The organism is Ancylobacter oerskovii, from assembly GCF_018390555.1.
Lineage (GTDB): Bacteria > Pseudomonadota > Alphaproteobacteria > Rhizobiales > Xanthobacteraceae > Ancylobacter > Ancylobacter oerskovii.
This window is the reverse complement of sequence record NZ_JAHBGB010000041.1, coordinates 261,685-284,491: the sequence shown is the minus strand read 5'-3', so window position 1 is coordinate 284,491 and position 22,807 is coordinate 261,685. Positions and strand designations below refer to the sequence as shown.

The following is a 22,807-nucleotide window of genomic DNA, read 5'->3' as shown; positions in this document are numbered from 1 at the left end:
CGCGATGCGGCCACCTCACCATAATTCCCTGGAACCAAGATAAGGCGCACCAGCGCAGGCATGGAGGGAAAACGCCAATGTCCGAAAAGATTTACGACGTTCCGGCCGCATGGGCGCAGCGGGCTTTCCTCGACGATCACGGCTACCGGGCCAAATATGAGGCCTCGGTGCACGACCCGGAGGCGTTCTGGGGCGAGGAAGGCAAGCGGATCGACTGGTTCGAGCCCTATACGGTGGTGAAGAACACCTCCTTCGCGCCCGGCGCGGTGTCGATCAAATGGTTCGAGGACGGCGTCACCAATGTCGCTTGGAACTGCATCGACCGGCATCTGGAGACGCGTGGCGACCAGGTCGCCATCATCTGGGAGGGCGACGATCCCTCGCAGTCGCGCAAGATCACCTATCAGGAACTGCACGACGAGGTCTGCCGCTTCGCCAATGTGCTGCGCAACCGCAATGTCGAGAAGGGCGATCGCGTCACCATCTACCTGCCGATGATCCCCGAGGCCGCCTTCGCCATGCTGGCCTGCGCCCGGCTCGGCGCCGTCCATTCGGTGGTGTTCGCCGGCTTCTCGCCGGACAGCCTGGCGAGCCGCATCCGCGACTGCGATTCGAAGGTGGTCATCACCGCCGACGAGGGCCTGCGCGGCGGTCGCAAGGTGCCGCTGAAGGCCAATGTCGACGCCGCCATCGCCAAGGTCGAGGGCGGGGTCGATCATGTCATCGTGGTGAAGCGCACCGGCGGCGCCGTCGACATGACCCCCGGCCGCGACGTCTGGTACCACGCCGCCGCCGACCTCGTGACCAGCGAATGCCCGGCGGTGCCGGTGAATGCCGAGGACCCGCTGTTCATCCTCTACACCTCCGGCTCGACCGGCACCCCCAAGGGCGTGCTGCACACCACCGGCGGCTATCTCGTCTACGCCTCGATGACGCACCAATACGTCTTCGACTACCACGAGGGCGACATCTACTGGTGCACGGCGGATGTCGGCTGGGTCACCGGCCACAGCTACATCCTCTACGGCCCGCTCGCCAACGGCGCCACCACGCTGATGTTCGAGGGCGTGCCGAACTACCCGACCAATTCCCGCTTCTGGGAGGTCATCGACAAGCACCAGGTGAACATCTTCTACACCGCCCCCACCGCCATCCGCGCGCTGATGCAGGCGGGCGACGAGCCGGTGAAGAAGACGTCGCGCGCGTCGCTGCGCCTGCTCGGCTCGGTGGGCGAGCCGATCAACCCGGAAGCCTGGGAGTGGTATCACCGCGTGGTCGGCGAGGACCGCTGCCCGATCGTCGACACCTGGTGGCAGACCGAGACCGGCGGCATCCTCATCACCCCGCTGCCCGGCGCCACGCGGCTGAAGCCCGGCTCGGCGACGCAGCCCTTCTTCGGCGTGGTGCCGCAGGTGGTGGATGCCGAGGGCAAGGTGCAGGACGGCGCCTGCGAGGGCAACCTCGTCATCGCCGATTCGTGGCCCGGCCAGATGCGCACGGTCTATGGCGACCATGAGCGCTTCATGCAGACCTATTTCTCCACCTATCCCGGCAAGTACTTCACCGGCGACGGCTGCCGCCGCGACGCCGACGGCTATTACTGGATCACCGGCCGCGTCGACGACGTCATCAACGTCTCCGGCCACCGCATGGGCACGGCGGAGGTGGAGAGCGCCCTCGTCGCCCATCCCAAGGTGTCGGAAGCCGCCGTGGTCGGCTATCCCCACGACATCAAGGGACAGGGCATCTATGCCTATGTGACGCTGATGGCCGAGGTCGAGCCCAGCGACGAGCTGCGCAAGGAGCTTGTGGCGTGGGTGCGCCGCGAGATCGGCCCTATCGCCTCGCCGGACCTGATCCAGTTCGCGCCCGGCCTGCCGAAGACCCGCTCGGGCAAGATCATGCGCCGCATCCTGCGCAAGATCGCCGAGGACGAGTTCGGCAATCTCGGCGACACCTCGACCCTGGCCGATCCCGGCGTGGTGAACGACCTGATCGACCAGCGCCAGAACAAGAAGCACGCCGCGGCGTAGCGGCGCGGCGTCTTTAGTCGGCGCCGCGCGGCAAGGCCCGGCGGCGCCGCAGGGCGCGGCGGATCGCGACGGCGAGCGGGGAGGCCCTCGCAAAGCTCGCCCGCAGATCCTCGATGCCGAAATCGTCGCCGGGCGCCCGGCAGACGATGCCGTGTGCGCGGAACACCTCGTTCCAGCCCCGCCGCGAGCCGAGATCCCGGCGATCGCGATAGCATGGCACCTGCGCCGCGATCAGCCAGGGTCGCGGCGCCACCGGCGGGTAGTCGAGCAGCAGCAGCCTCGGATCGGCCGCGAAGCGCACCAATGCGGCATGCAGGCGGTCGAGCGTCGCCTCCAGCGCCGCACCCTCCACATCGTAGCGCGGGTTGCGCTGGCGCACGAACAGCGTCGTGCCCGAGGCGCAGTCGGCGATCAGACGATGATGGAGCGCGCGGTATTTCGGGACGAGACGGCGCTCGATCTCCGCCGCCTCCATGGCCGGCACATCCTCGCCTGCGGAAAATTCGTGCTGGTGGATCGTCTCGGAGAGGCGCGAACAGAAGGCCGGAAGCGTGCCGCGCCCGGTCGGCACCCTGACGATGTGGACCGCCGCGAACACCTCGGCCGCCCCCACCTCCAGCACGGTGAGCACACCGTGAAACGGCGTGTCCCACCAGTCGAAAGGGTAGGCGCGGCCCGTGCGCGACAGGCGGCGCGCCTGATAGGCCACCTCGCACAAGGCGCCGAGACTGACGATCCGGTCGACCGCCAGAAGCGGCTCGACCGGTGGGGAAAACGGCCACATGGCGGGAGGTCCCTACCCAGCCGACGATCGGAGGCGGGATGTCGGATCAACGCTCGAGGCGACGCCCGGCCGGCAGGAACGCCCCCGCCGCCCGGATATCGCTTCACCCCCAAGGCCGACACAAGGCCCGCAGGCGCGGCACAGGCAAAAGGCGCGCCAGTCGGGCCCTGCTCGCGGCTATCCCCGCACCAGGTCGCCGATCAGGCTCGCCGCCACCGACAGCTTGGAGACGCTGAGGCCCGAGCCGGCGATCTCGTGCACCGCCGCGCGGGTGCGCTCCACCTCCGCCGACCGCGCCGCCGCCCAGGCGGCGACCCCGGCGGCCCCCGGGCCGTGGCTCTCGATCACCTCGGCGGCGAGCCGCCGCACCGCGATCTCGAAGGCCACCAGCGCCCGTTCCAGCGCCAGCCGGTCGTAATAGTCGCTGACCGCCAGCCCCCGCGCCGCCGAGACGATGCGGTCGAGGCGGAAATGCAGCCCCACCGCGAAGAAGGTCGTGGCCACGTCGGGGATCGACGCCTTGGTACGGTCGGCGATCAGCACGATGTCGGTGGCGTTCGCCACCGCCGGCAGCCGGGCGATGCGGCGTGCCAGCTCCTCCGGCACGCCGGCCTGCGTCCACTGGGCGATGCGGGCGTCGTAGACCGCCCGCGTCTCCTCCGGGATCAGCTCCCGCACCGTGCCCTTCAGCGCCTCCACCACCGGCGGCACGCCGGCGGCGTAATGCGCCACCAGCTGGTCGAGGCTGTGGCGCAGGTCGACATTGCGCAGGAACCACACGGTGCGGTCGAGCAGCAGGTCCTGCACCGCCGCATAGAGATCCAGCTGCACCGCGCCGGTGGTACGGCCGTCCAGCGCGTCGATCGCGGCGTTGAGGGCGCCGAGGTCGAAGCCGTCGCGCACCACCGCGAAGGCCTTGGCGAGCGAGCCGACATCGGCGCCGGTGGCATCGATGAGCCGCGACAGGAAGGCCGGCCCGCCATGGTTGATCATCGCGTTGGAGAGCCGGGTGGCGATGATGTCGCGGCGCAGCCGGTGCCCCTCGATCCCGTCGGGGAAGCGGTCGTTCAGCTCCGGCGGGAAATAGGCGGTGAGCTCGCGGGCGAGATAGGGGTCGTCCGGCACGTCGGTGTCGAGCAGGTCGGAATGTGCGGTCAGCTTGGCATAGGCCAGCAGCACCGCCAGCTCCGGCCGCGTCAGCCCCTCGCCGCGCCCCCGCCGCTCGTTGATCTCGCCGTCGCCCGGCAGATATTCCACCGCGCGGTCGAGCAGGCCGCGCTCCTCCAGCCGCTGCATCAGCCGCTGGTGGAAGGTGAGCTCGCCCACCGCCCGCCGCTCGGCCAGCGACAGTGCCAGCGTCTGCAGATAGTTGTTGCGCAGCACCAGGGCCGCCACCTCGTCGGTCATCGAGGCCAGCAATTCGGCGCGCGCCCCGGCGTCGAGCCGCCCGTCGCGCACCGCCGGCCCGAGGGCGATCTTGATGTTCACCTCGACGTCGGAGGTGTTCACCCCGGCCGAGTTGTCGATGGCATCGGTGTTGAGCCGCACCCCGCGCTTGGCCGCCTCGATGCGGGCGCGCTGGGTGACGCCGAGATTGGCCCCCTCGCCGATCACCTTGGCCCGCACATCGGCGGCGGCGATGCGCACCGCGTCATTGGCGCGGTCGCCGGCCTGGGCGTCGGTCTCGGCGGAGGCGCGGATATAGGTGCCGATGCCGCCGAACCACAGGAGGTCCACCGGCGCCCGCAGGATGGCGCTGATCACCTCGGCCGGCGAGGCGGTGGAGCGGTCGAAGCCGAGCGCCTCGCGCACCGCCGGGGCGAGCGCGATGCTCTTGGCCGCGCGTGAGTAAACACCTCCCCCCGGCGAGATCAGCGATTTGTCGTAGTCCTGCCAGGAGGAGCGCGGCAGCGCGAACAGCCGCTTGCGCTCGGCGAGCGAGGCGAGCGGGTCCGGCGTCGGGTCGAGGAAGATGTCGCGGTGGTCGAAGGCCGCGACCAGCTTGATGGTGTTCTCCAGCAGCATGCCGTTGCCGAACACGTCGCCCGACATGTCGCCGACGCCGGCCACGGTGAAGGGCGTCACCCTTATGTCGGTGTCCATCTCGCGGAAGTGCCGGCGCACCGCCTCCCAGGCGCCGCGGGCGGTGATGCCCATGCCCTTGTGGTCGTAGCCGACCGAGCCGCCGGAGGCGAAGGCGTCGCCCAGCCAGAAGCCGCGCGCCTCGGAAAGCCCGTTGGCGGTGTCGGAGAAGGTCGCGGTGCCCTTGTCGGCGGCGACCACCAGATAGGGGTCGTCCTCGTCGTGCCGCACCACCCGGGGCGGATGGTCGATCTCGGCGCCGTCGATATTGTCGGTGAGGTCGAGCAGCGAGGAGACGAACAGCTTGTAGGCTTCCGTGCCTTCCGCCTGCACCGCCTCGCGCGGGCCGGCGGGCAGCAGCTTCGGCACGAAGCCGCCCTTGGCGCCCACCGGCACGATCACCGCGTTCTTCACCTGCTGCGCCTTGACGAGGCCCAGCACCTCGGTGCGGAAGTCCTGCGGCCGGTCCGACCAGCGCAACCCGCCGCGCGCCACCCGGCCGAAGCGCAGATGGATGCCCTCCACCCGCGGCGAATGCACGAAGATCTCGAACAGCGGCTTGGGCAGCGGCAGCCCCTCCACCTTGTGGCTGAGGAACTTCACCGCGATGGTCGGCAAGGGGTCGCCGCTCGCCGTCGTCTGGAAGAAATTGGTGCGGATCGCCGCGCCGACGAGATCGGCGAAGGCGCGCAGGATGCGGTCGTCGTCGAGGCTCTGCACCCCTGTCAGCGCCTCCTCGATCTCGGCGCGGATCGCCGCCTCGCGCGGGCTGCCCTCCTCCTGGCGCTCCTCGCGGCCGGTGCCGGCGGCGGGGTCGAAGCGGGCATGGAACAGCGCCACCAGCCGGTCGACGATGGCGGGATGCGCGTTCAGCGCCGTCCACAGATAGTCCTGGCTGTAGGGCGAGCCGATCTGCCGCAGATAGCGCGCCAGCGTGCGCAGCAGCGCGATGTCGCGCCAGCCGAGTCGGGCATTGAGCACCAGCGCGTTGAAGCCGTCGCTTTCCGCCTGCCCGTGCAGCACCGCCATCAGGCAGGCATGCAGCCGGCTTTCCAGCACGTCGAGGTCGATGTCGCCGCCGCCGCGCCGGGCGAGCAGCATGTCATGGACATAGACCGGGGCGAGGCCGTCGGGCTCGACGGTGAAGGTGCGCTCGTCGACGACGACGAAGCCCATCGCCTCCAGCAGCGGCACCCGCTCGGACAGCAGGCGCGGCACCTTGTAGCTCAGCACCTTCAGCCCGACCCGCTCGCCGCCGGTGCCTTCCGGCTTGTGGAAGTCGACCGCGACCGGCGCCACTTCGCCGAGCCGCTCCATCAGCCGCAGGTCGGCGAGCGCGGTCTGCGGGGTGTTGGTGTCCTCATAGCCGGCGGGAAAGGCGCGGCCATAGCGCGCGCGCAGCTTCGCCGCGGTCTCCGGCGGGTAGACGAGGCCGATGGCGCCGGCGAACACGTCCTCCCAGGTGCGGATGATCTCCCCCACCTGCGTTTCCAGCTCGGCGCGGCCGGGGTCGGCCGGCGTTTCCGTCTCGTCGCGTTCGAGGGTGAAATGCACGCGCGTCAGCGGCCCATCGAGGAACAGCGGCTTGAAGGCCACCACCCGGCCGCCGAAGCGCGCCGCCAGCAGGTCGCCGATGCGCTGGCGCACCTCCGAGCCGTAGCGGTCGCGCGGCACATAGACCAGCACCGAGACGAAGCGGTCGAACCGCTCGCGCCACGCCAGCACGCGGACGCGCGGATGCTCGTCGAGCTGCAGGATGGCGAGCGCGAAATGGAACAGCGTGCCCGCGTCGATCTGGAACAGCTCGTCGCGCGGGAAATGCTCCAGCACGCTGGCCAGCGCCTTGCCGGAATGGCTGGCGGGATCGAAGCCGGCGCGCTCGATCACGCTCATGGCCTTGCGGCGCAGCAGCGGGATCACCGACAGCGAGCGCGTATAGGCGGAGGAGGTGAACAGCCCGGCGATGGCGAGGCCCCCGGCCACCCGGCCCTCGGCGTCGTAGCGCTTCACCACCACCACATCCATCCAGGTGCGCCGGTGCACCTGCGCCACGGTGCGCGAGCGCGTCACCACCAGCGGGCTGGCATCGGCCAGCACCAGCGACAGGTCGGCGCTCACCGCCTTGGGGTCGAGCTGGCGGCGGAACAGCCGCGTCTCCTCGTCGGCGAGCAGGCCGTAGGCGTCCTTCATGCGGCGGGAGAACAGGCCGCCAGCCTCGAGGTCATAATGGCGGGTGCCGAGGAAGGTGAAATTGTCCGCCAGCAGCCAGTCGAGGAAGGCGACCGCCTCGGCGGCCTCGTCCTGCGGCACGCCGGCCGGGGCGGCGCGCAGCTCCGCCACCGCCGCCTCCACCTCGGCGCGCATCGGCTTCCAGTCGGTCACCGCCGCGCGCACCTGGGCGAGGATGCCGACCAGCTCGGCGGCCAGCGCCTCGCGCTCGCCGGCATCGGCGAGGCGCGGCACATGGATGTGGATGAGGCTCTCGCGCTTCTGGTGCGGGTCCTTGGGCGCCCCCTGGGCGGCGATGCCGACCAGCGCCCCCTGCCGGTCGCGCTCGACGCGCAGGATCGGGTGCACCACCAGCGAGGCGGTGAGGTTGCGCTCATTGAGCGCCGCCATCGCCGAATCGAGCAGGAACGGCATGTCGTCGTTGACGATCTCGATGACCGTCACCTCGCCGAGGCGCTCGCCGCCCGCCACCGCCGGCGGCAGCTCGACGCGCACATCGGCGGTGCCGGGGCTGCGGCGGGCGAGATGCTCATGGGCGCGCCGCGCCAGCTCGGCCAGCTCCTGCGCGGTGTAGAGCCGCACATCCTCCGCCGCCGCCCGCCCGAACAGCCGGCTGGCGAAACGGGGCGGCATGTCGCCCTCGGTCGCCTGCGTGATGAGATCCGCCTGTTCCACCAGCTGGCGCGCCGCGCGCTCGTCCTCGCTGGCGAGAAAGCCTTCGACACCCATGTCCGTCTCCTGCCTCGGTCCGCGCGCCGTCGCGGCGGCCGCCCTATCGTTGGTTCCGGCTTCTGACGGCCGGATGACGACCTTAGCCCCGTTGCCGGGTCGTCACAGCCGACGACACCGGACAGGGTGGCACAGATGTATCAAATTTCAGCGACTCCGGCCGCTGGGGAATGTCGGCGCCGCCGGTGCGGACGGCGAGGAAAAAGCAAAAGGGCCGGTTCGCACCGGCCCTTGCGGTCGACGCGGCGGCAGCGGCGATCAGTGGCGGAAATGGCGCACGCCGGTGAACACCATGGCGATGCCCGCCTCGTCGGCGGCGGCGATCACGTCGGCGTCGCGGATCGAGCCGCCCGGCTGGATCACCGCCGTCGCCCCGGCCTCGATGGCCGTCAGCAGGCCGTCGGCGAAGGGGAAGAAGGCGTCGGACGCCACCACGCAGCCCTTGGTCAGCGGCGCGGCGAGCCCGGCGGCGGCGGCGGCGTCGACGGCCTTGCGGGCGGCGATGCGCGCCGAATCGACCCGGCTCATCTGCCCGGCGCCGATGCCCACCGTGGCGAGGTCCTTGGCATAGACGATGGCGTTCGACTTCACATGCTTGGCGACGCGGAAGGCGAAGGCGAGATCGGCGAGCTCGGCAGGGGTCGGCGCCCGCCTGGTGACGACCTTCAGCTCCATGTCGTCGACCACCGCATTGTCGCGCGACTGCACCAGCAGCCCGCCGGCCAGCGACTTCACGGCAAGGCCGTTGGCGCGGGGGTCCGGGAGCCCGCCCGTCACCAGCAGGCGCAGGTTCTTCTTCGCGGCGACGATGGCCGCCGCTTCCTCGGTGGCGTCGGGGGCGACGATCACCTCGGTGAAGATCTCGACGATCGCCTTCGCCGCCTCGGCGTCCAGCGTGCGGTTCAGCGCCACGATGCCGCCAAAGGCCGAGGTCGGGTCGCAGGCCAGCGCCTTGCGATAGGCCTCGACGAGGCTGGCGCCTTCGGCGACGCCGCAGGGATTGGCGTGCTTGACGATCACCACCGCCGGCGCGCGGGCGGGGTCGAACTCGGCCACCGCCTCGAAGGCGGCGTCGGTGTCGTTGAGGTTGTTGTAGGAGAGCGCCTTGCCCTGCAGCTGCCGGGCGGTGGCGACGCCCGGCCGCGCGATGCCGCTCAGATAGAACGCCGCGTCCTGATGCGGGTTCTCGCCATAGCGCAGCGCCTCGGCCAGCGTGCCGGCGAAGGCGCGGCTCGGCGGCGCCGTGTCGCCCTCCACCGAGGTGAACCACTCGGCGATGGCGGCGTCATAGGCGGCGGTACGGGCGAAGGCGGCGCGGGCGAGGCGGCGGCGGGTGGCGCCGGCGGTGCCGCCCTGCGCGGCGATCTCGTCGAGCACGGTCGCATAGGCGGAAGGATCGACCGCCACGGTGACGTCGCCATGGTTCTTGGCGGCGGCGCGGATCATCGCCGGGCCGCCGACATCGATGTTCTCCACGCACTCGTCGAAGGAGGCCCCGCGGGCGACGGTCGCCTCGAACGGATAGAGGTTGACCACCACGAGGTCGATCGCGCCGATGCCGTGCTCCTGCATCGCCGCCTTGTGGGCGGCGTCGGCGCGCACGGCGAGGATGCCGCCATGCACCTTGGGGTGCAGCGTCTTCACCCGGCCGTCCATCATCTCCGGGAAGCCGGTGACGTCGGAGACGTCGCGCACCTGAAGCCCCGCCTCCTTCAGCGCCTTGCTGGTGCCGCCGGTCGAGACCAGCTCGACGCCATGCGCGGCGAGCGTGCGGGCGAAATCGACGAGCCCGGTCTTGTCGGAGACCGAGAGCAGCGCGCGGGTGATGGGGCGGATGTCGAGCGACATGGTGGTGGCCGGGCCTCGTTGCGGATTGGCGGGGGCCTATCACGGAACGCCCGGCGCGTTAACCCTCGCCTCACGCAACCCTGTCGCGCGGAGGGTAGACGACGCCTCTGTCCGCTTCCACCCGGAGCACCGTCATGCCCGGCCTCGTGCCGGGCATCCACGCCTCCCCAGGGGAGCGCCTCTTTCCCCGCCGGGGAGAGGGAAACCGCACCCGAATGCCCCGCGCCCGCTCCCACCCGGAGCACCGTCATGCCCGGCCTCGTGCCGGGCATCCACGCCTTCCCCGGCGCGCGCCTCCTTCCCACCCTCTCCCCGATGGCAAGAGGTGGCCGACAAAGCCGATCGGTGAGAGGGGACCACCTCGGGAAGCGAAGAGCCTCCTACCCCCGCGCGCCCTGCACCCGCACGAAGGTCCAGGCGACGCGCGGCGTCTTGCGGGCATGGCCGCTCACCACGATCTGCTCGGCCCGGCGCGGCCCGCCATGGGCGGCGAGATAGACGCTCTCCTCGATGGTCGCCGCGCAGTCCGGCGCCTCGAACACCCAGTCGTCGCCATCCGGCAGGGTGAGATAGATCGTCTGCCCGTCCGGCGCCCGCGCCGCCTTCACCGAGGGGTGCAGGTGGAAGCGGATGGCGTAGCCGTCGCGGCTGTCGCCGGGCAGCTCCTCGCCCTGGGCGGCGCGGAACAGGTCCTCGCCGTCGAGGCAGCTGCCGTCGCCCGACAGCCGCCACGAGCGCTGATGCACGATGCCGAGCCGGCGGGCATAGCCGTCATGGCTGGCGCGCAGCACGTCGGCGCCGCCGCGCGCCGAGCGGTCGACATGGATGTCGGCGGGGCCGTCCAGCACCGGCGTGCCGCACAGCTTCATGGCGAGCCCGCCGGCGATGAAGCGGCAGGAGGAGATCTCCGCCAGTGTCGCCGTGGAATGCGCGGCGGTCTGCCGGGCGACGGAACGCCAGCTCTCATGCGCCGGGGTGGGGGCGCCGCAATTCACCACCACGCGGTTGCGGCCGCTGGAAAGCTCGAAGGACAGGCAGCCGGCATGCGCCTCGTGGCTCATCAGCGGCGGCGGCGGCCGGCCGGTGTCGGCGATCAGCACCGTGCCGCCGGCTTCCAGGCGCTGATAGCCGGAATAGGGCGCGTTGGAGACCGGCTGCCCGCGGGCGTCGTCATAGGCCAGCACCACCGCCAGCCCGTCGGCCGAGGTCGGCCCCATGCCGTTGAAATGCGCGAAGGAACCGTCGACATGGCGGAAGAAGCGCAGCATCGGCATCATGCGGTCGATGGCGTTCACCAGCACCGGCGGCGGCGGCACATGGCGCGCCTCGAAGCATTGGCGCAGCGGCAGGAGATCGAGCAGCAGCTCGATCAGCATGCCCGGATTACGGCTCGCCGGCCCGCCATCGGCCAGCACCTGCCGCTCCAGTTCCTCGGTCAGCCGCCTCTGGGCGGAACGCAGCAGCCGCGGCTGGTCGGCCATGCACAGGCCGGCGAAGCTCAGCGCCACCGCGCAGGCCAGCCGCGCCCGCCCGTCACGGGCGAGCCGCTGGACGCTGCGCAGATAGCGGGCCTGCTGCGAGAGGCAGCGCAGGAAGCGGCGATGGAACCGCGCATCGCCGTCCTTGAGGATCAGCGGCGCCTGCGACAGCCAGTTGATCATCCGCCGTGCCGCCACCTCCGGCTCGGCGGCCATCGGCAGGCGGGCGCCGCCGAGGCTGATGAAATCGCCGACCAGCGCCCGCGCATTGGCGCGCGCAATGGCGGTGTCGGAGGCGTGGAGGTGCCGCAGCCAGCCGAACGACATCAGCGCCTGCGCCCATTCGCGCGAGGGCGGCACCATCTCGAAGGGCGAGGCGCCGCCGGTCTCCACCGCCTTGCCGGCGAAGGAGAAGCAGCCGGCATAGATCTCCGCCGCCCGGGCGGGATCGCCGGCCCGCAGGTCCTGCGGCGCGAACAGCAGCCGCCCGGACACCGGCAGCGAGGCCGACCACCAGGCGAAGGGAGGATGCGCCAGCGCATGCACCGCCAGCGTGCGCCAGCCGAGCTCGGCGATGCGCAGCAGCCGGCGCGCGCGGTCGGCCAGTCCCTCGCCGCTCATCGGGGCGAGATCCCTGAACGCCGTCGCCTCGGACATCGCTTCGTCTGGTGTGGTCCGGCCAACCGGCCCCCTCCCGGAATCCGACGCATGAATCGTCGCCAGCTTAGCCGAGCCTCGAGTCGCGTCCACCACCGGATGCCCTTACGCGGCGTCCGGCCCGCCGCGACGGCGCAGGCGCGCGGCGAAGAAGCCGTCGAGGCCGCCGCGGCGCGGGTCCTCATGCGGCAGGTGCGTCGGCAGGGTGCGCACCTCGCCGGCGGCGTTGATCCACTCCGCCGCGATGCCGTTCTCGCCGGGCAGCACCGGCACCCGCTCATAATCCGTGCGGGCGGCGAGCAGCGCGGCGATCTGCCCCTCGCCCTCCTCCGGCTCCAGCGAGCAGGTGGAATAGACCAGCACGCCGCCCGGCCGCACCAGGTTCGCCGCATGGCGCAGGATCCGCCCCTGCAGCGCACAGAGGCTGGCGATATCCGCCGGCGCCTTCGACCAGGCGACGTCGGGATGCCGGCGGATGGTGCCGGTCGCCGAGCACGGCGCGTCGATCAGCACCGCGTCGAACGGCCCGCCCTGGAAATTCGAGGCATCCGCCTCCACCACCTCGGCCGCGAGCCCGAGCCGGGCGAGATTCTGCGTGAGCCGCTTCAGCCGCGCCCCGGAGCGGTCCACCGCCGTCACCTGCGCGCCGGCGGCGGCGAGCTGGGCGGTCTTGCCGCCCGGCGCGGCGCAGAGATCGGCGACCTGCATGCCGGGCGCGGCATGGACGAGGCCGGCGGGGATCGAGGCCGCCGCGTCCTGCACCCACCACGCGCCGTCCCCGAAGCCCGGCAGGGCGGTGACGTTGCCGGCATCGACGAGGCGCACCGAGCCGGTCGGCAGCACCTCGCCGCCGAGCCGCTCCGCCCAGAGCGCGGGATCCGTCTTCACGGTGAGGTCGAGCGGCGCCTCGCTGGCGAGCGCGCGGGCGATCGCCCCGGCGGCCTCGGCGCCATAGGCCTGCGTCCAGCCGCGGATCAGCCAATCGGGCTGATCGTACACCGCATCGGCCTCCAGTCGCGCCCGCCCCTCGCGGGCGATCCGGCGCAGCACGGCGTTGATCAGCCCCTTGAAACCGGCGGTGGAGGCCTGCTCGCCCGCCAGGTCGACGCTGGTCGCCACCGCCGCATGGTCGGGCACGTCCATGAACAGCACCTGCGCGGCGCCGATCAGCAGCAGCGTCTCGCCGCGCCGCGCCTTCTCCGGCAAGGGCTTCTCGACGAAAGCCGCCAGCAGCGCCCGCAGCGAGCCGAGCCGCCGCAGCGTGGTGGCCGCGATCATCCGCGCCAGCGCGCGGTCGCGGTCGTCGAGGTCGCGGGTCAGCCGGTCGAGCGCCTCCTCCAGCGGACGGCCATTGACGAAGACGGCGTCGAAGGCGTCCGCGGCCGCGCGGCGAACTGCGAGACCCGGTTGGGCCGGAGCGGCCCGGCGATTGGAAGCGGCGTGCGGTCGGCGGGATGATTCGCTCATTTCGTCGGACTAGGCCGGTCCGGCGTGGAACGCAACCGTCCGCCGCCCGCTTGTTCGGGACATCTGCGGCCGGGACTTGTGGAAGCGCGCGAGATTGGGTCCTATGCGCACCCGCCATCCCACCGCGAGCCAGACGCCCAGGCCCTATGCCCCACCTCATTCTCGTCGCCGATATCGGCGGAACCTCCTCCCGCCTCGCCCTCGTCGGAGCCGACGGACGCCCGCAGGATGTGCGCATCCACCGCAACGACGACTTTGCCGGCTTCGAGGCGCTGATCGAGACCGATCTCGCCGCCCGCAGCACGGCGGCGGACGATGTCGGCGGCGCGGTGCTGGCGATCGCCGGGCCCGCCGATGGCGAGCAGGTGCGCCTCACCAATCGCGACTGGTCCTTCGCCAAGGACGAGCTGCGCCGCCGCTTCGGCTGGCAGAAACTGGCGGCTGTCAACGATTTCGAGGCGCTCGCCTATGGCGTGCCGGCGCTCGGGCCGGACGATCTGGTGGCGGTCGGCGGCGGCGAGGCGGCCGAGGGCGCGCCGATGCTGGTCTGCGGGCCGGGCACCGGCTTCGGCGTCGCCGGGCTGATGAAGATCGGCGACACGTTCCACGCCGTCACCGGCGAAGGCGGCCATGCGCGGCTCGGCGCCACCACCACCGAGGAAGCCCGCCTCATCGCCCACATGGTGCGCGAACTCGGCCCGGCGGTCGTCGAGCACGCGCTGTCCGGCTCCGGCCTCGCCCGCATCCATCGCGTGCTCACCGGCGAGCGGCTGCCGCCGGAACAGGTGATCGCCGCCGCCTTCGCGGGCGACGCCGATGCGCGCGAGACCTGCAACGTGTTCCTGCGGCTGTTCGGCCGCGTCGCCGGCGATCTGGCGCTGACCTTCGATGCCCGCGGCGGCGTCTATCTCGCCGGCGGCGTCTCCGCCGGGCTGCTGCCCTTCTATGAGGGCTCGCCGTTCCGCGACGCCTTCGAGGAGCACCCTCCGCTCGATCCGCGCCTTGCGGCGACGCCGGTGCAGGTCATCACCCACCCCACGCCCGGCCTCGTCGGCTGCGGCCAGCTGGGCGGCCGGCTCGCGCTCGCGCTCGCCTGACCGCGGCGCGGGCGCCCCGCTAGAGCTTGGAGAACACCACTGCATCGGCGGCCTGCGCCACCGCGTCCGGGTCGAGCCCCATGCCGGTCAGCGTCGCCGCGAGGTGCGGCGGCAGCGGCGCGCGGGCGTCGATGGGCGGCCGGCCCTTGGGCTGCGGCAGCACCACCCGGCGGGCGTGCAGATGCAGGATCGGCCCGCCCGGCAGCCGCGAGGCGCCGCCATAGATGCTGTCGCCGAGGATCGGGTGGCCGATGGCGTCGAGATGCACCCGCAATTGGTGGGTGCGCCCGGTCAGCGGCGAGAGCGCCAGCACCGACAGCCCCTCGCCGGCGGCGATGAGCTCCCATTCGGAGATCGCCTGCTGCCCGGCCGGATCCACCGCCATCCACCAGCCGCGCTGCGGCGAGCGCTTGGCGAGCTTCAGCTCGATGCGCCCGCGCGTCTCGCCCGGCACGCCCTTGGCCACCGCGATATAGGTCTTGCCCACCGAACCGCCGGCAAAGGCACGGCCGAGATCGGCCAGCGCCTTGCGGTGGCGGCCCAGCACCAGGCAGCCGGACGTGTCCTTGTCCAGCCGGTGCGCCAGTTCCGGCGGGTTGGGCAGGCCGAAGCGCAGGGCGTCGAGATGGTCGGCCAACGTCTCCCCGCCCTTGGGACCCTTGTGCACGGGCAGGCCGGCCGGCTTGTCGATGATCAGCGTCATCGCGTCGCGATGCAGCACGCGCGCGGCGATATCGACGGCGGGGCGGTGTCGGGAGAAATCGGACGGCGGGGATGATGGCTGGCTCATGCTCCCGTCACATCACAAAGCGCGGGGCGCGTCGAGAGGATGTCGGCCTCCGCACCGCGCCCGCCTAGGACGAGACCCGCCCGGCCTCCCATTCCGGCCGCAGCAGCGACCACATCGCGACCGACCGCGCCCGCCCCGCGACCTGGAGCCGGTCGCGCAGCAGTCCCTCGCGCCGGAACCCCAGCCGCCGGGCCAGCCGTTCCGACGGCAGGTTCTGCGGTTCGATCTCCGCCTCGATGCGATGGGCATCGAGCGCGCCGAAGCCATGGGCGAGCAGGGCGCCCATGGCCTCCGTCATCAGGCCTTGGCCGCGCAGGGCGGGCACCAGGATCCATCCCACCGCCAGGCGGCGGTTCCAGGGCTGGCGGTCGTGATAGTTCACCATGCCGACGAAGCGCCCGTCCGCGCGTCCGTCCGTGCGCGTGCGCACCGCCCAGGCGGCATGCCACGCCGTGCCGATCTGCAGGGAGAAGCGGATGCGACGCTCGGTTTCCGCCACGTCGGCGCTGGCCGGCAGGTCCCAGAACCGCATGGCCTCGGCGTCGCCATAGGCCTGGTGCAGCCCCTCGGCATCCGCCGGGCCCAGCGCACGCAACGACAGCCGCGCCGTCTCCAGCTCGGGAACGGCAGGCGCCTCTCCGGCCATGTCGCCACCTCCTCGCCGGTCCGCGCGCCGCGGCTCCGGCTGTCGTAGCCCTAGCTCTTGCGCAGCTCCTCGTGCACGTCGAGCGTCGAGCGCACGCCGATATCGTCGTAATGGCGCTCGAGGAAGCCCTCGGCCGCCTCGCGGCCGATGTCGCGCAGGAACAGCAGGAACTCCCATTCCGCGTTCATCTTGGTGGAAGCGTCGAGCGCCACCAGCTTTTCCGCGCCGTCGATCCGGTGCAGGCGCAGGTTGCGGTAGCCGTCAATCCCGTCGCCCTTGTGGCTCAGCCGCCCCTCGTTGAGCAGCCGCGTGACGAACTCGGCGGCGCGCAGCTGTGCCAGCAGCGAGGCGTTGAAGGTGATCTCGTTCATCCGGTTGTTGATGTCGCGGGCGGTCTTGGGCGTCTCGCGACGGATGATCGGGTTGATCTGCACCAGCACGATGTCGTCGGTCTTCACCGCGTCGTAGAAGGGGAACATGGCGGGATTGCCCATGTAGCCGCCGTCCCAATAGGGCACGCCGTCGATCTCCACCGCCTGGAACATGAAGGGCAGGCACGCGGAGGCCATGATCGCCGCCGGGGTGAGCTCGTGCTTGGAGAACACCTTCACCTTGCCGGTGTGCACATTGGTGGCGGAGACGAAGACGTGCACATGCGAGCAGGACTGCACGGCGCCGAAGTCGACATGCTCCTCGATGAGGTCCATCAGCGGATTGATGTTCATCGGGTTCAGGTCGTAGGGCGAGAAGAACCGGCTCATCACGTCGAAGGCGATATAGGCCGGGTTCATGTTGAGCGACCAGTTGCCCCACAGCCGGTCGAGCAGCGTGCGCTGCAAGGGGCTGGCGCGCCCGTCCTTGGACACCGCCCGCCAGTAGCGGGCGAGCGCCTCGCGCCCGCCCTCATTGCCGCCGCGCGCCAGGCCGGAGGCCAGCACCGCGGCATTCATCGCGCCGGCGCTGGTGCCGGAGATGCCTTCGACGACGATGCGCCCATCCTCCAGCAGCCGGTCGAGCACGCCCCAGGTGAAGGCGCCATGCGCGCCGCCGCCCTGCAAGGCGAGGTTGATCGGCTTGAGGTTGGTCTTCAGCGCCTCGGCCTTGGCGGGGTGGGTGGAGTTGGTGTCACGCCGCACCGCCGCCTCGCCCACCGGTCCCTGCACCGAGATGGCGCTGGCGACGGTGGCCGCCTCCTCGCTGGGCCGCTCCGCCGCCTCGGCGGGCGGCGCGTCCTTGGCGGTGGCGCGAGCGGAGGCGCCGGACCGGGCGCCCGCCTTTCGGGCGGCGGGACGCCGCGTCTTCGACGTGTCGGACCCCTTGTCAGCCACCTGCGCCTCCTCCCCTCAGCTCGCCCCGCTCACTGTGCGACCCAGCCGCCGTCGATCTGGTGCAGCGCGCCGGTGATCGAGGCGGAGGTCTCCTGGGAGAGGAACACCGCCAGCGCCGCCACCTGCTCCACCGTCACGAACTGCTTGGTCGGCTGCTCGGCGAGCAGGAAGTCCTTCACCTCGTCCTCGGTGATGCCGCGCGCCTTGGCGGTGTCGGGGATCTGCTTCTCGACGAGCGGCGTCCACACATAGCCCGGGCAGATGGCGTTGCAGGTGATGCCGAAGGTGGCGGTCTCCAGCGCCACCGTCTTGGTCAAGCCGGCGATGCCGTGCTTGGCCGAGACATAGGCCGACTTGAACGGCGAGGCGACCAGCGCATGCGCCGAGGCGGTGTTGATGATGCGCCCCCATTTGCGCGCCTTCATGCCCGGCACCGCCGCCTTGATGGCGTGGAAGGCGGCCGAGAGATTCAGCGCGATGATGAGGTCCCACTTGTCGTCCGGGAAGTCCTCGATCGGCGAGACATGCTGCACGCCGGCATTGTTGACGAGGATGTCGACCGAGCCGAGCTGCTCCTCGCCGAACTTTATCAGCGCCGCGCATTCCGATCCCTTGGTGAGGTCGGCGGCGGAATAGACCGCCTTCACGCCGAATGCGCTCTCGATGCCCGCGCGCTCCTTCTCGATCGCCGCCGCGTCGCCGAAGCCGTTGAGCGTGATGTTCACGCCCTGCGCCGCGAGGCCACGCGCGATGGCGAGGCCGATCCCGCTGGTCGAGCCGGTGACGACGGCGTTCTTACCCTTGAGCATCGATCTTTCTCCTGCCTGAGTTCTGCGGCATCGCAACCAGAGACGCGGCGGCTCGCAGCCGCGCGGCCTCATCCCCATATGAGTTACGCTAGCATGGCCGCCTGCCATTGCTAGTCCCGTCGCACGGTCGCAAAGCCCCGGCCGCAAAGACGGTTTCCCGTTTCCTATCCGTCGGCTACGATCCGCGCATGACAGTTTCGCCCGCCGTCCATCACGATCACGACCACGCCGCCTGCGTCGCGGATGTGCTGGCGCGCGCCGAGGCATGCTGCGGCGCAAGCGGCGCCCGGCTCACGCCGCTGCGCCGCCGGGTGCTGGAGACGCTGGCGCAGAGCCACATACCGCTCGGCGCCTATGAGTTGGTGGAGCGGCTGGGCGAGAGCGGCGAGCGGCCGCCGCCGATGTCGGTCTACCGCGCGCTCGATTTCCTGGTGGCCGGCGGCCTCGCCCACCGCATCGAGAGCCGCAACGCCTTCCTCGCCTGCGGCCGGGCGCATGAGGCCGATGACGTGATCGTGTTCCTCATCTGCGAGCATTGCGGCCTCACCGACGAGGTCGCCTCGCACGCCATCGGCCGCGACATCGCCTGGGCGACCCGTGCCGCCGGCTTCATGCCGCGCACCCCGGTGCTCGAGATCGCCGGCACCTGCGCCCGCTGCCGCACGCCGCCCGCCTCCGCCAACGGTTGACGCCGGCCGGCGCCCGGCCTACCCCTCCGAAACTGCTCTCCCGACTGGCCGTCACGCTGCCGGAACCCGTGTCATGACCGCTGAACCCGCCCCGATCGTCGCGCCCGAGCTGGAAGCCGCCGGCCCGCAGGAGCGGCGCCGCACCGTGCCGGTCCAGGTCGGCGCGGTCACGGTGGGCGGCGGCGCGCCGGTCGTCGTGCAGTCGATGACCAATACCGACACCGCCGATGCCGAGGCCACCGCGCTGCAGGTCGCCCAGCTCGCCCGCGCCGGTTCGGAGATCGTGCGCATCACCGTGGACCGCGATGAATCCGCCCGCGCCGTGCCGGAGATCCGCGAGCGCCTCGCCCGCATGGGGCTCGACACCCCGCTGGTCGGCGACTTCCACTATAATGGCCACCTGCTGCTGGCGAATTTCCCGGATTGCGCGGAAGCGCTGGCGAAATACCGCATCAATCCCGGCAATGTCGGCTTCGGCGAGAAGCGCGACCGCCACTTCGCCACCATCGTCGAAATCGCCATCAAGCACGACAAGCCGGTGCGCATCGGCGCCAATTGGGGCTCGCTGGACGACGACCTGCTGACCCGGCTGATGGACGAGAACGCCAGGCTGCCGCGCCCCGCCGACGCCCGCGCCGTCACCCGCGAAGCCTTGGTGCGCTCGGCGCTGCTCTCCGCCGCGCTCGCCGAAGAGATCGGCATGAAGCGCGAGAAGATCATCCTCTCCGCCAAGGTCTCGGCGGTGCAGGACCTGATCACCGTCTATTCCGAGCTCGCCCGCCGCGCCGACTACGCGCTGCATCTCGGCCTCACCGAGGCGGGCATGGGCACCAAAGGCGTCGTCGCCTCCTCCACCGCCATGGGCGTGCTGCTGCAGCAGGGCATCGGCGACACCATCCGCGTCTCGCTCACCCCCGAGCCGGGCGGCGACCGCACCCGCGAGGTGACGGTGGCGCAGGAAATGCTGCAGACCATGGGCCTACGCACCTTCGTGCCGCTGGTCGCCGCCTGCCCGGGCTGCGGGCGCACCACCTCCACCACCTTCCAGGAACTCGCCTTCGAGGTGCAGGACTTCATCCGCGCCTCGATGCCCGAGTGGAAGAAGCATTATCCCGGCGTCGAGACGCTGAACGTCGCGGTGATGGGCTGCATCGTCAACGGGCCGGGAGAATCGAAGCATGCCGATATCGGCATCTCGCTGCCCGGCACCGGCGAATTCCCCACCGCCCCGGTCTATATCGACGGCAAGAAGGCGATGACGCTGCGCGGCCCCAGCCTGCGCGAGGATTTCAAGAAGATCGTCGAGGATTACGTCGCGCGCCGCTTCGCCGTCACCCGCGCCGGCGCGGCGGAATAATGTCGTCGCCGGCCGCGGCCGCGCCGCGCGCGAAGCCGCCGATCCCCGCCACCGTCTGGGTGCTCGGCGTCGTCAGCCTGGCGATGGATATCTCCTCGGAGATGGTCCAGACGCTGCTGCCCATCTATCTCGTCACCGAGCTCGCCGCCTCGGCGCTCGCCATCGGCTTCATCGAGGGGCTGGCGGTCGCCATCGCCATGGTGACGCGGCTGTTCTCCGGCCTGATCTCCGACTGGACCGGCAAGCGCAAGCCGCTGGCCGTGCTCGGCTATGGCCTTGGTGCGCTCTCGAAGCCGATGATCCCGCTCGCATCCTCGCTGGGCTGGATCGTCGCCGCCAAGGCGCTCGACCGTGTCGGCAAGGGCATCCGCGGCGCCCCGCGCGACGCGCTGATCGCCGACACCGTGCCGGCCGAGATCCGCGGCGCCGCCTTCGGGCTGCGCAAGTCTCTGGATACCGTCGGTGGCTTCGTCGGCCCGCTGGTCGCCATCGGCCTGATGCTGGCGACCTCCGGCGACATCCTCACCGTGTTCTGGATCGCCACCCTCCCCGCCTTCCTCGCCGTGGCGCTGCTGATCTTCGGCATCCGCGAGCCGGCGCAACCACCCGGCAAGGCCAAGGATCGCCCGCGGCTCACCGAGGCCGGCAGGCTGAATCCGGGTACCTGGGCCGTCATCGCCGCCGCCTGCGTCTTCACCATGGCGCGGTTCAGCGAGGCGTTCCTGCTGCTGAAATCGCAGGAGGTCGGCCTCGCCGCCGCCTGGGTGCCGATCACCATGGTGGTGATGCATGTGGTCTACGGCCTCGCCGCCTATCCGGTCGGCCGACTGTCCGACCGCACCGGCCGCATGGCGCCGCTCGCCGTCAGCCTCGTCCTGCTGCTCGCCGCCGATCTGGTGCTGGCGCAGGCCGGCTCGCTGCCGGCCTTCTTCGCCGGCATCGTGCTGTGGGGCCTGCATATGGGCTTCTCGCAGGGGATCCTCGCCACGCTGATTGCCGACGCCGCCCCGGCGCGGCTGAAGGCCACCGCCTTCGGCGTCTTCAACCTGATGACCGGGCTGACGGTGCTCGTCGGCAACGTCGCCGCCGGCTGGCTGTGGCAGGCGCATGGGTCCTCCGCCACCTTCCTCGCCGGCGCCGGCCTGTCGGTGGTGGCGCTCGCCGCCTTCCTGCTGCTGGGCGGTACCAGGCGGCCGGCCTGAGCGTCCCCGGCAAAAGCTTGCCACCCCTGCGTCCCGCGCACGCCATGGGCGTTGCCTCGCCTCGACTTTCGGCGTAAAAGCCCGCCCTCGCCCGAGCTTGTGAATGGCAGGGCTGTCAGGAGAGAATTGAGATGGGCTACAAGGTCGCTGTCGCCGGCGCCACGGGTAACGTGGGCCGCGAAATGCTCGACATCCTCGCCGAACGCGGTTTCCCCGCGGACGAGGTGATCGCGCTCGCCTCCCGCCGTTCGGTGGGCACGGAGGTCTCCTTCGGCGACAAGACCCTGAAAGTCAAAGCCCTCGAGAATTACGACTTCTCCGACACCGACATCTGCCTGATGTCGGCCGGCGGCGAGGTGTCCAAGCAGTGGTCGCCGAAGATCGGCGCCCAGGGCTGCGTGGTGATCGATAATTCCTCGGCCTTCCGCTACGACAGCGACGTCCCGCTGATCGTGCCGGAGGTGAATGCCGACGCCATTGCCGGCTTCACCAAGAAGAACATCATCGCCAACCCCAACTGCTCGACCGCTCAGCTGGTCGTCGCGCTGAAGCCGCTGCACGACGCCGCGACCATCAAGCGCGTCGTGGTGGCGACCTATCAGTCGGTGTCGGGCGCCGGCAAGGATGCGATGGACGAGCTGTTCTCGCAGACCCGCGCCGTGTTCGTCTCCGATCCGATCGAGGCGAAGAAGTTCCCGAAGCGCATCGCCTTCAACGTCATTCCTCACATCGACGTCTTCATGGAAGACGGCTACACGAAGGAGGAATGGAAGGTGATGGCGGAGACGAAGAAGATCCTCGATCCGAAGATCAAGCTCACCTGCACCGCCGTGCGCGTGCCGGTGTTCGTCTCGCATTCGGAAGCGGTGAACGTCGAGTTCGAGCGCCCGATCACCGTCGAGGAGGCGACCGAGGTCCTGCGCAACGCGCCGGGCGTGCTGGTCGTCGACAAGCGCGAGGCCGGCGGCTACATCACGCCTTACGAGGCGGCCGGCGAGGACGCCACCTATGTGTCGCGCATCCGCGAGGACGCCACGGTGGAGAACGGCCTCTCCTTCTGGTGCGTGTCGGACAATCTGCGCAAGGGCGCGGCGCTGAACGCGGTGCAGATCGCCGAGGTGCTGGTCAACCGCAAGCTCCTGAAGCCCAAGCAGAAGGCGGCGTGAGCCTCGGTCGATGGAAGTCCTGAAAGGCGGCGCGAGCCGCCTTTCTTGCGTTTGGCGACAGGCCTCCATCCCTGCATTCGGCGGCAATAGCCCCCTGAAAGAACAAACTCCTCCCGAGGTGCGAGCACAGCGAGCCTCGAAGGAGGCTCATCCGGCGCGATCGCACCGAAACAACCAGCCTTCGAGGCCCGGCTCGCGCCGGGCACCTCAGGATGGGCCCCGCGGGGAGAAGAGACGACGAGACAGCCGCCCCCCGCCGGGCAACCGTCGCCTTTCGCGGGCCTCCTGTCACGTTTCGGTCGAACTCCGCAGCGATCAATGGCGTCACGCACCTCACCGGGAATCGGCCTTTGCCCCGTCTCGCCCCACGTCTCGCTCTCCGCCTCGCCGCCGCCCTGCTGGCCCTGGCCGCGCTC

The 22,807-nt window shown here is 70.9% G+C and carries 15 protein-coding genes; 6 read left to right on the top strand and 9 right to left on the bottom strand.

Going from position 1 to position 22,807, the window contains the following annotated elements:
* The first annotated feature begins 77 nt into the window (after window positions 1–77).
* Window positions 78–2,033 carry an acetate--CoA ligase gene (acs, locus tag KHC19_RS19915; RefSeq protein ID WP_213354764.1) on the top strand — a complete coding sequence of 652 codons (1,956 nt, stop codon included), beginning with the start codon at window positions 78–80 and terminating at the stop codon, window positions 2,031–2,033.
* Window positions 2,034–2,046: 13 nt separating this feature from the next.
* Here acs and KHC19_RS19910 read toward each other — a convergent pair whose 3' ends face one another.
* From KHC19_RS19910 to rsmB, 5 genes are all read right to left on the bottom strand, one after another.
* A complete protein-coding gene (locus tag KHC19_RS19910; protein ID WP_213354758.1) occupies window positions 2,047–2,817 on the bottom strand; it encodes a DUF1796 family putative cysteine peptidase in 771 nt (256 codons plus the stop codon).
* 177 nt (window positions 2,818–2,994) lie between these two features.
* On the bottom strand, window positions 2,995–7,857 hold the full coding sequence (locus KHC19_RS19905; protein WP_213354756.1) for an NAD-glutamate dehydrogenase: 4,863 nt from the start codon (window positions 7,855–7,857) through the stop codon (window positions 2,995–2,997).
* 258 nt (window positions 7,858–8,115) lie between these two features.
* A complete protein-coding gene (gene purH, locus KHC19_RS19900; protein ID WP_213354754.1) occupies window positions 8,116–9,705 on the bottom strand; it encodes a bifunctional phosphoribosylaminoimidazolecarboxamide formyltransferase/IMP cyclohydrolase in 1,590 nt (529 codons plus the stop codon).
* 380 nt (window positions 9,706–10,085) lie between these two features.
* Window positions 10,086–11,840: a heparinase II/III family protein gene (locus KHC19_RS19895; protein WP_246549194.1), complete on the bottom strand. Its 1,755-nt coding sequence runs from the start codon at window positions 11,838–11,840 to the stop codon at window positions 10,086–10,088.
* Between the two features lie 105 nt (window positions 11,841–11,945).
* On the bottom strand, window positions 11,946–13,307 hold the full coding sequence (rsmB, locus tag KHC19_RS19890; protein ID WP_213354752.1) for a 16S rRNA (cytosine(967)-C(5))-methyltransferase RsmB: 1,362 nt from the start codon (window positions 13,305–13,307) through the stop codon (window positions 11,946–11,948).
* 146 nt (window positions 13,308–13,453) lie between these two features.
* Here rsmB and KHC19_RS19885 point away from each other — a divergent pair, with 146 nt between their 5' ends.
* Window positions 13,454–14,404 (top strand): glucokinase, encoded by a 951-nt coding sequence (locus KHC19_RS19885; protein WP_213354750.1) that lies wholly within the window; start codon window positions 13,454–13,456, stop codon window positions 14,402–14,404.
* Between the two features lie 19 nt (window positions 14,405–14,423).
* On the opposite strand, the gene KHC19_RS19880 is transcribed toward KHC19_RS19885, so the two are convergent.
* From KHC19_RS19880 to KHC19_RS19865, 4 genes are all read right to left on the bottom strand, one after another.
* Complete coding sequence (locus KHC19_RS19880) at window positions 14,424–15,194, bottom strand: RluA family pseudouridine synthase (RefSeq protein WP_213354748.1); 771 nt, start codon at window positions 15,192–15,194, stop codon at window positions 14,424–14,426.
* 64 nt (window positions 15,195–15,258) lie between these two features.
* Window positions 15,259–15,840 (bottom strand): GNAT family N-acetyltransferase, encoded by a 582-nt coding sequence (locus KHC19_RS19875; protein WP_213354741.1) that lies wholly within the window; start codon window positions 15,838–15,840, stop codon window positions 15,259–15,261.
* 50 nt (window positions 15,841–15,890) lie between these two features.
* Entirely contained in the window at window positions 15,891–17,168 is a 1,278-nt protein-coding gene (locus KHC19_RS19870) for a patatin-like phospholipase family protein (RefSeq protein ID WP_343207765.1), read from the bottom strand.
* Between the two features lie 29 nt (window positions 17,169–17,197).
* The gene (locus KHC19_RS19865; protein WP_213354740.1) at window positions 17,198–17,977 is read right to left on the bottom strand and encodes a 3-hydroxybutyrate dehydrogenase; all 780 of its coding nucleotides are present in this window, start codon (window positions 17,975–17,977) and stop codon (window positions 17,198–17,200) included.
* 188 nt (window positions 17,978–18,165) lie between these two features.
* Between KHC19_RS19865 and KHC19_RS19860 the strand changes: the two genes are divergently transcribed.
* The 4 genes from KHC19_RS19860 to KHC19_RS19845 all read left to right on the top strand — a co-directional run bounded on the left by KHC19_RS19860 (window position 18,166) and on the right by KHC19_RS19845 (window position 22,391).
* Window positions 18,166–18,666, top strand: coding sequence for a Fur family transcriptional regulator (locus KHC19_RS19860; protein ID WP_213354739.1), 501 nt, complete (start codon window positions 18,166–18,168; stop codon window positions 18,664–18,666).
* Between the two features lie 73 nt (window positions 18,667–18,739).
* Window positions 18,740–20,023, top strand: a complete 1,284-nt coding sequence (gene ispG / locus KHC19_RS19855) for a flavodoxin-dependent (E)-4-hydroxy-3-methylbut-2-enyl-diphosphate synthase (protein ID WP_213354732.1) — start codon at window positions 18,740–18,742, stop codon at window positions 20,021–20,023.
* Complete coding sequence (locus tag KHC19_RS19850; RefSeq protein WP_213354730.1) at window positions 20,023–21,225, top strand: MFS transporter; 1,203 nt, start codon at window positions 20,023–20,025, stop codon at window positions 21,223–21,225. The genes ispG and KHC19_RS19850 overlap by 1 nt, the downstream gene beginning before the upstream one ends.
* A 131-nt stretch (window positions 21,226–21,356) precedes the next feature.
* A complete protein-coding gene (locus KHC19_RS19845) occupies window positions 21,357–22,391 on the top strand; it encodes an aspartate-semialdehyde dehydrogenase (RefSeq protein WP_213354728.1) in 1,035 nt (344 codons plus the stop codon).
* Window positions 22,392–22,807 lie beyond the last annotated feature (416 nt).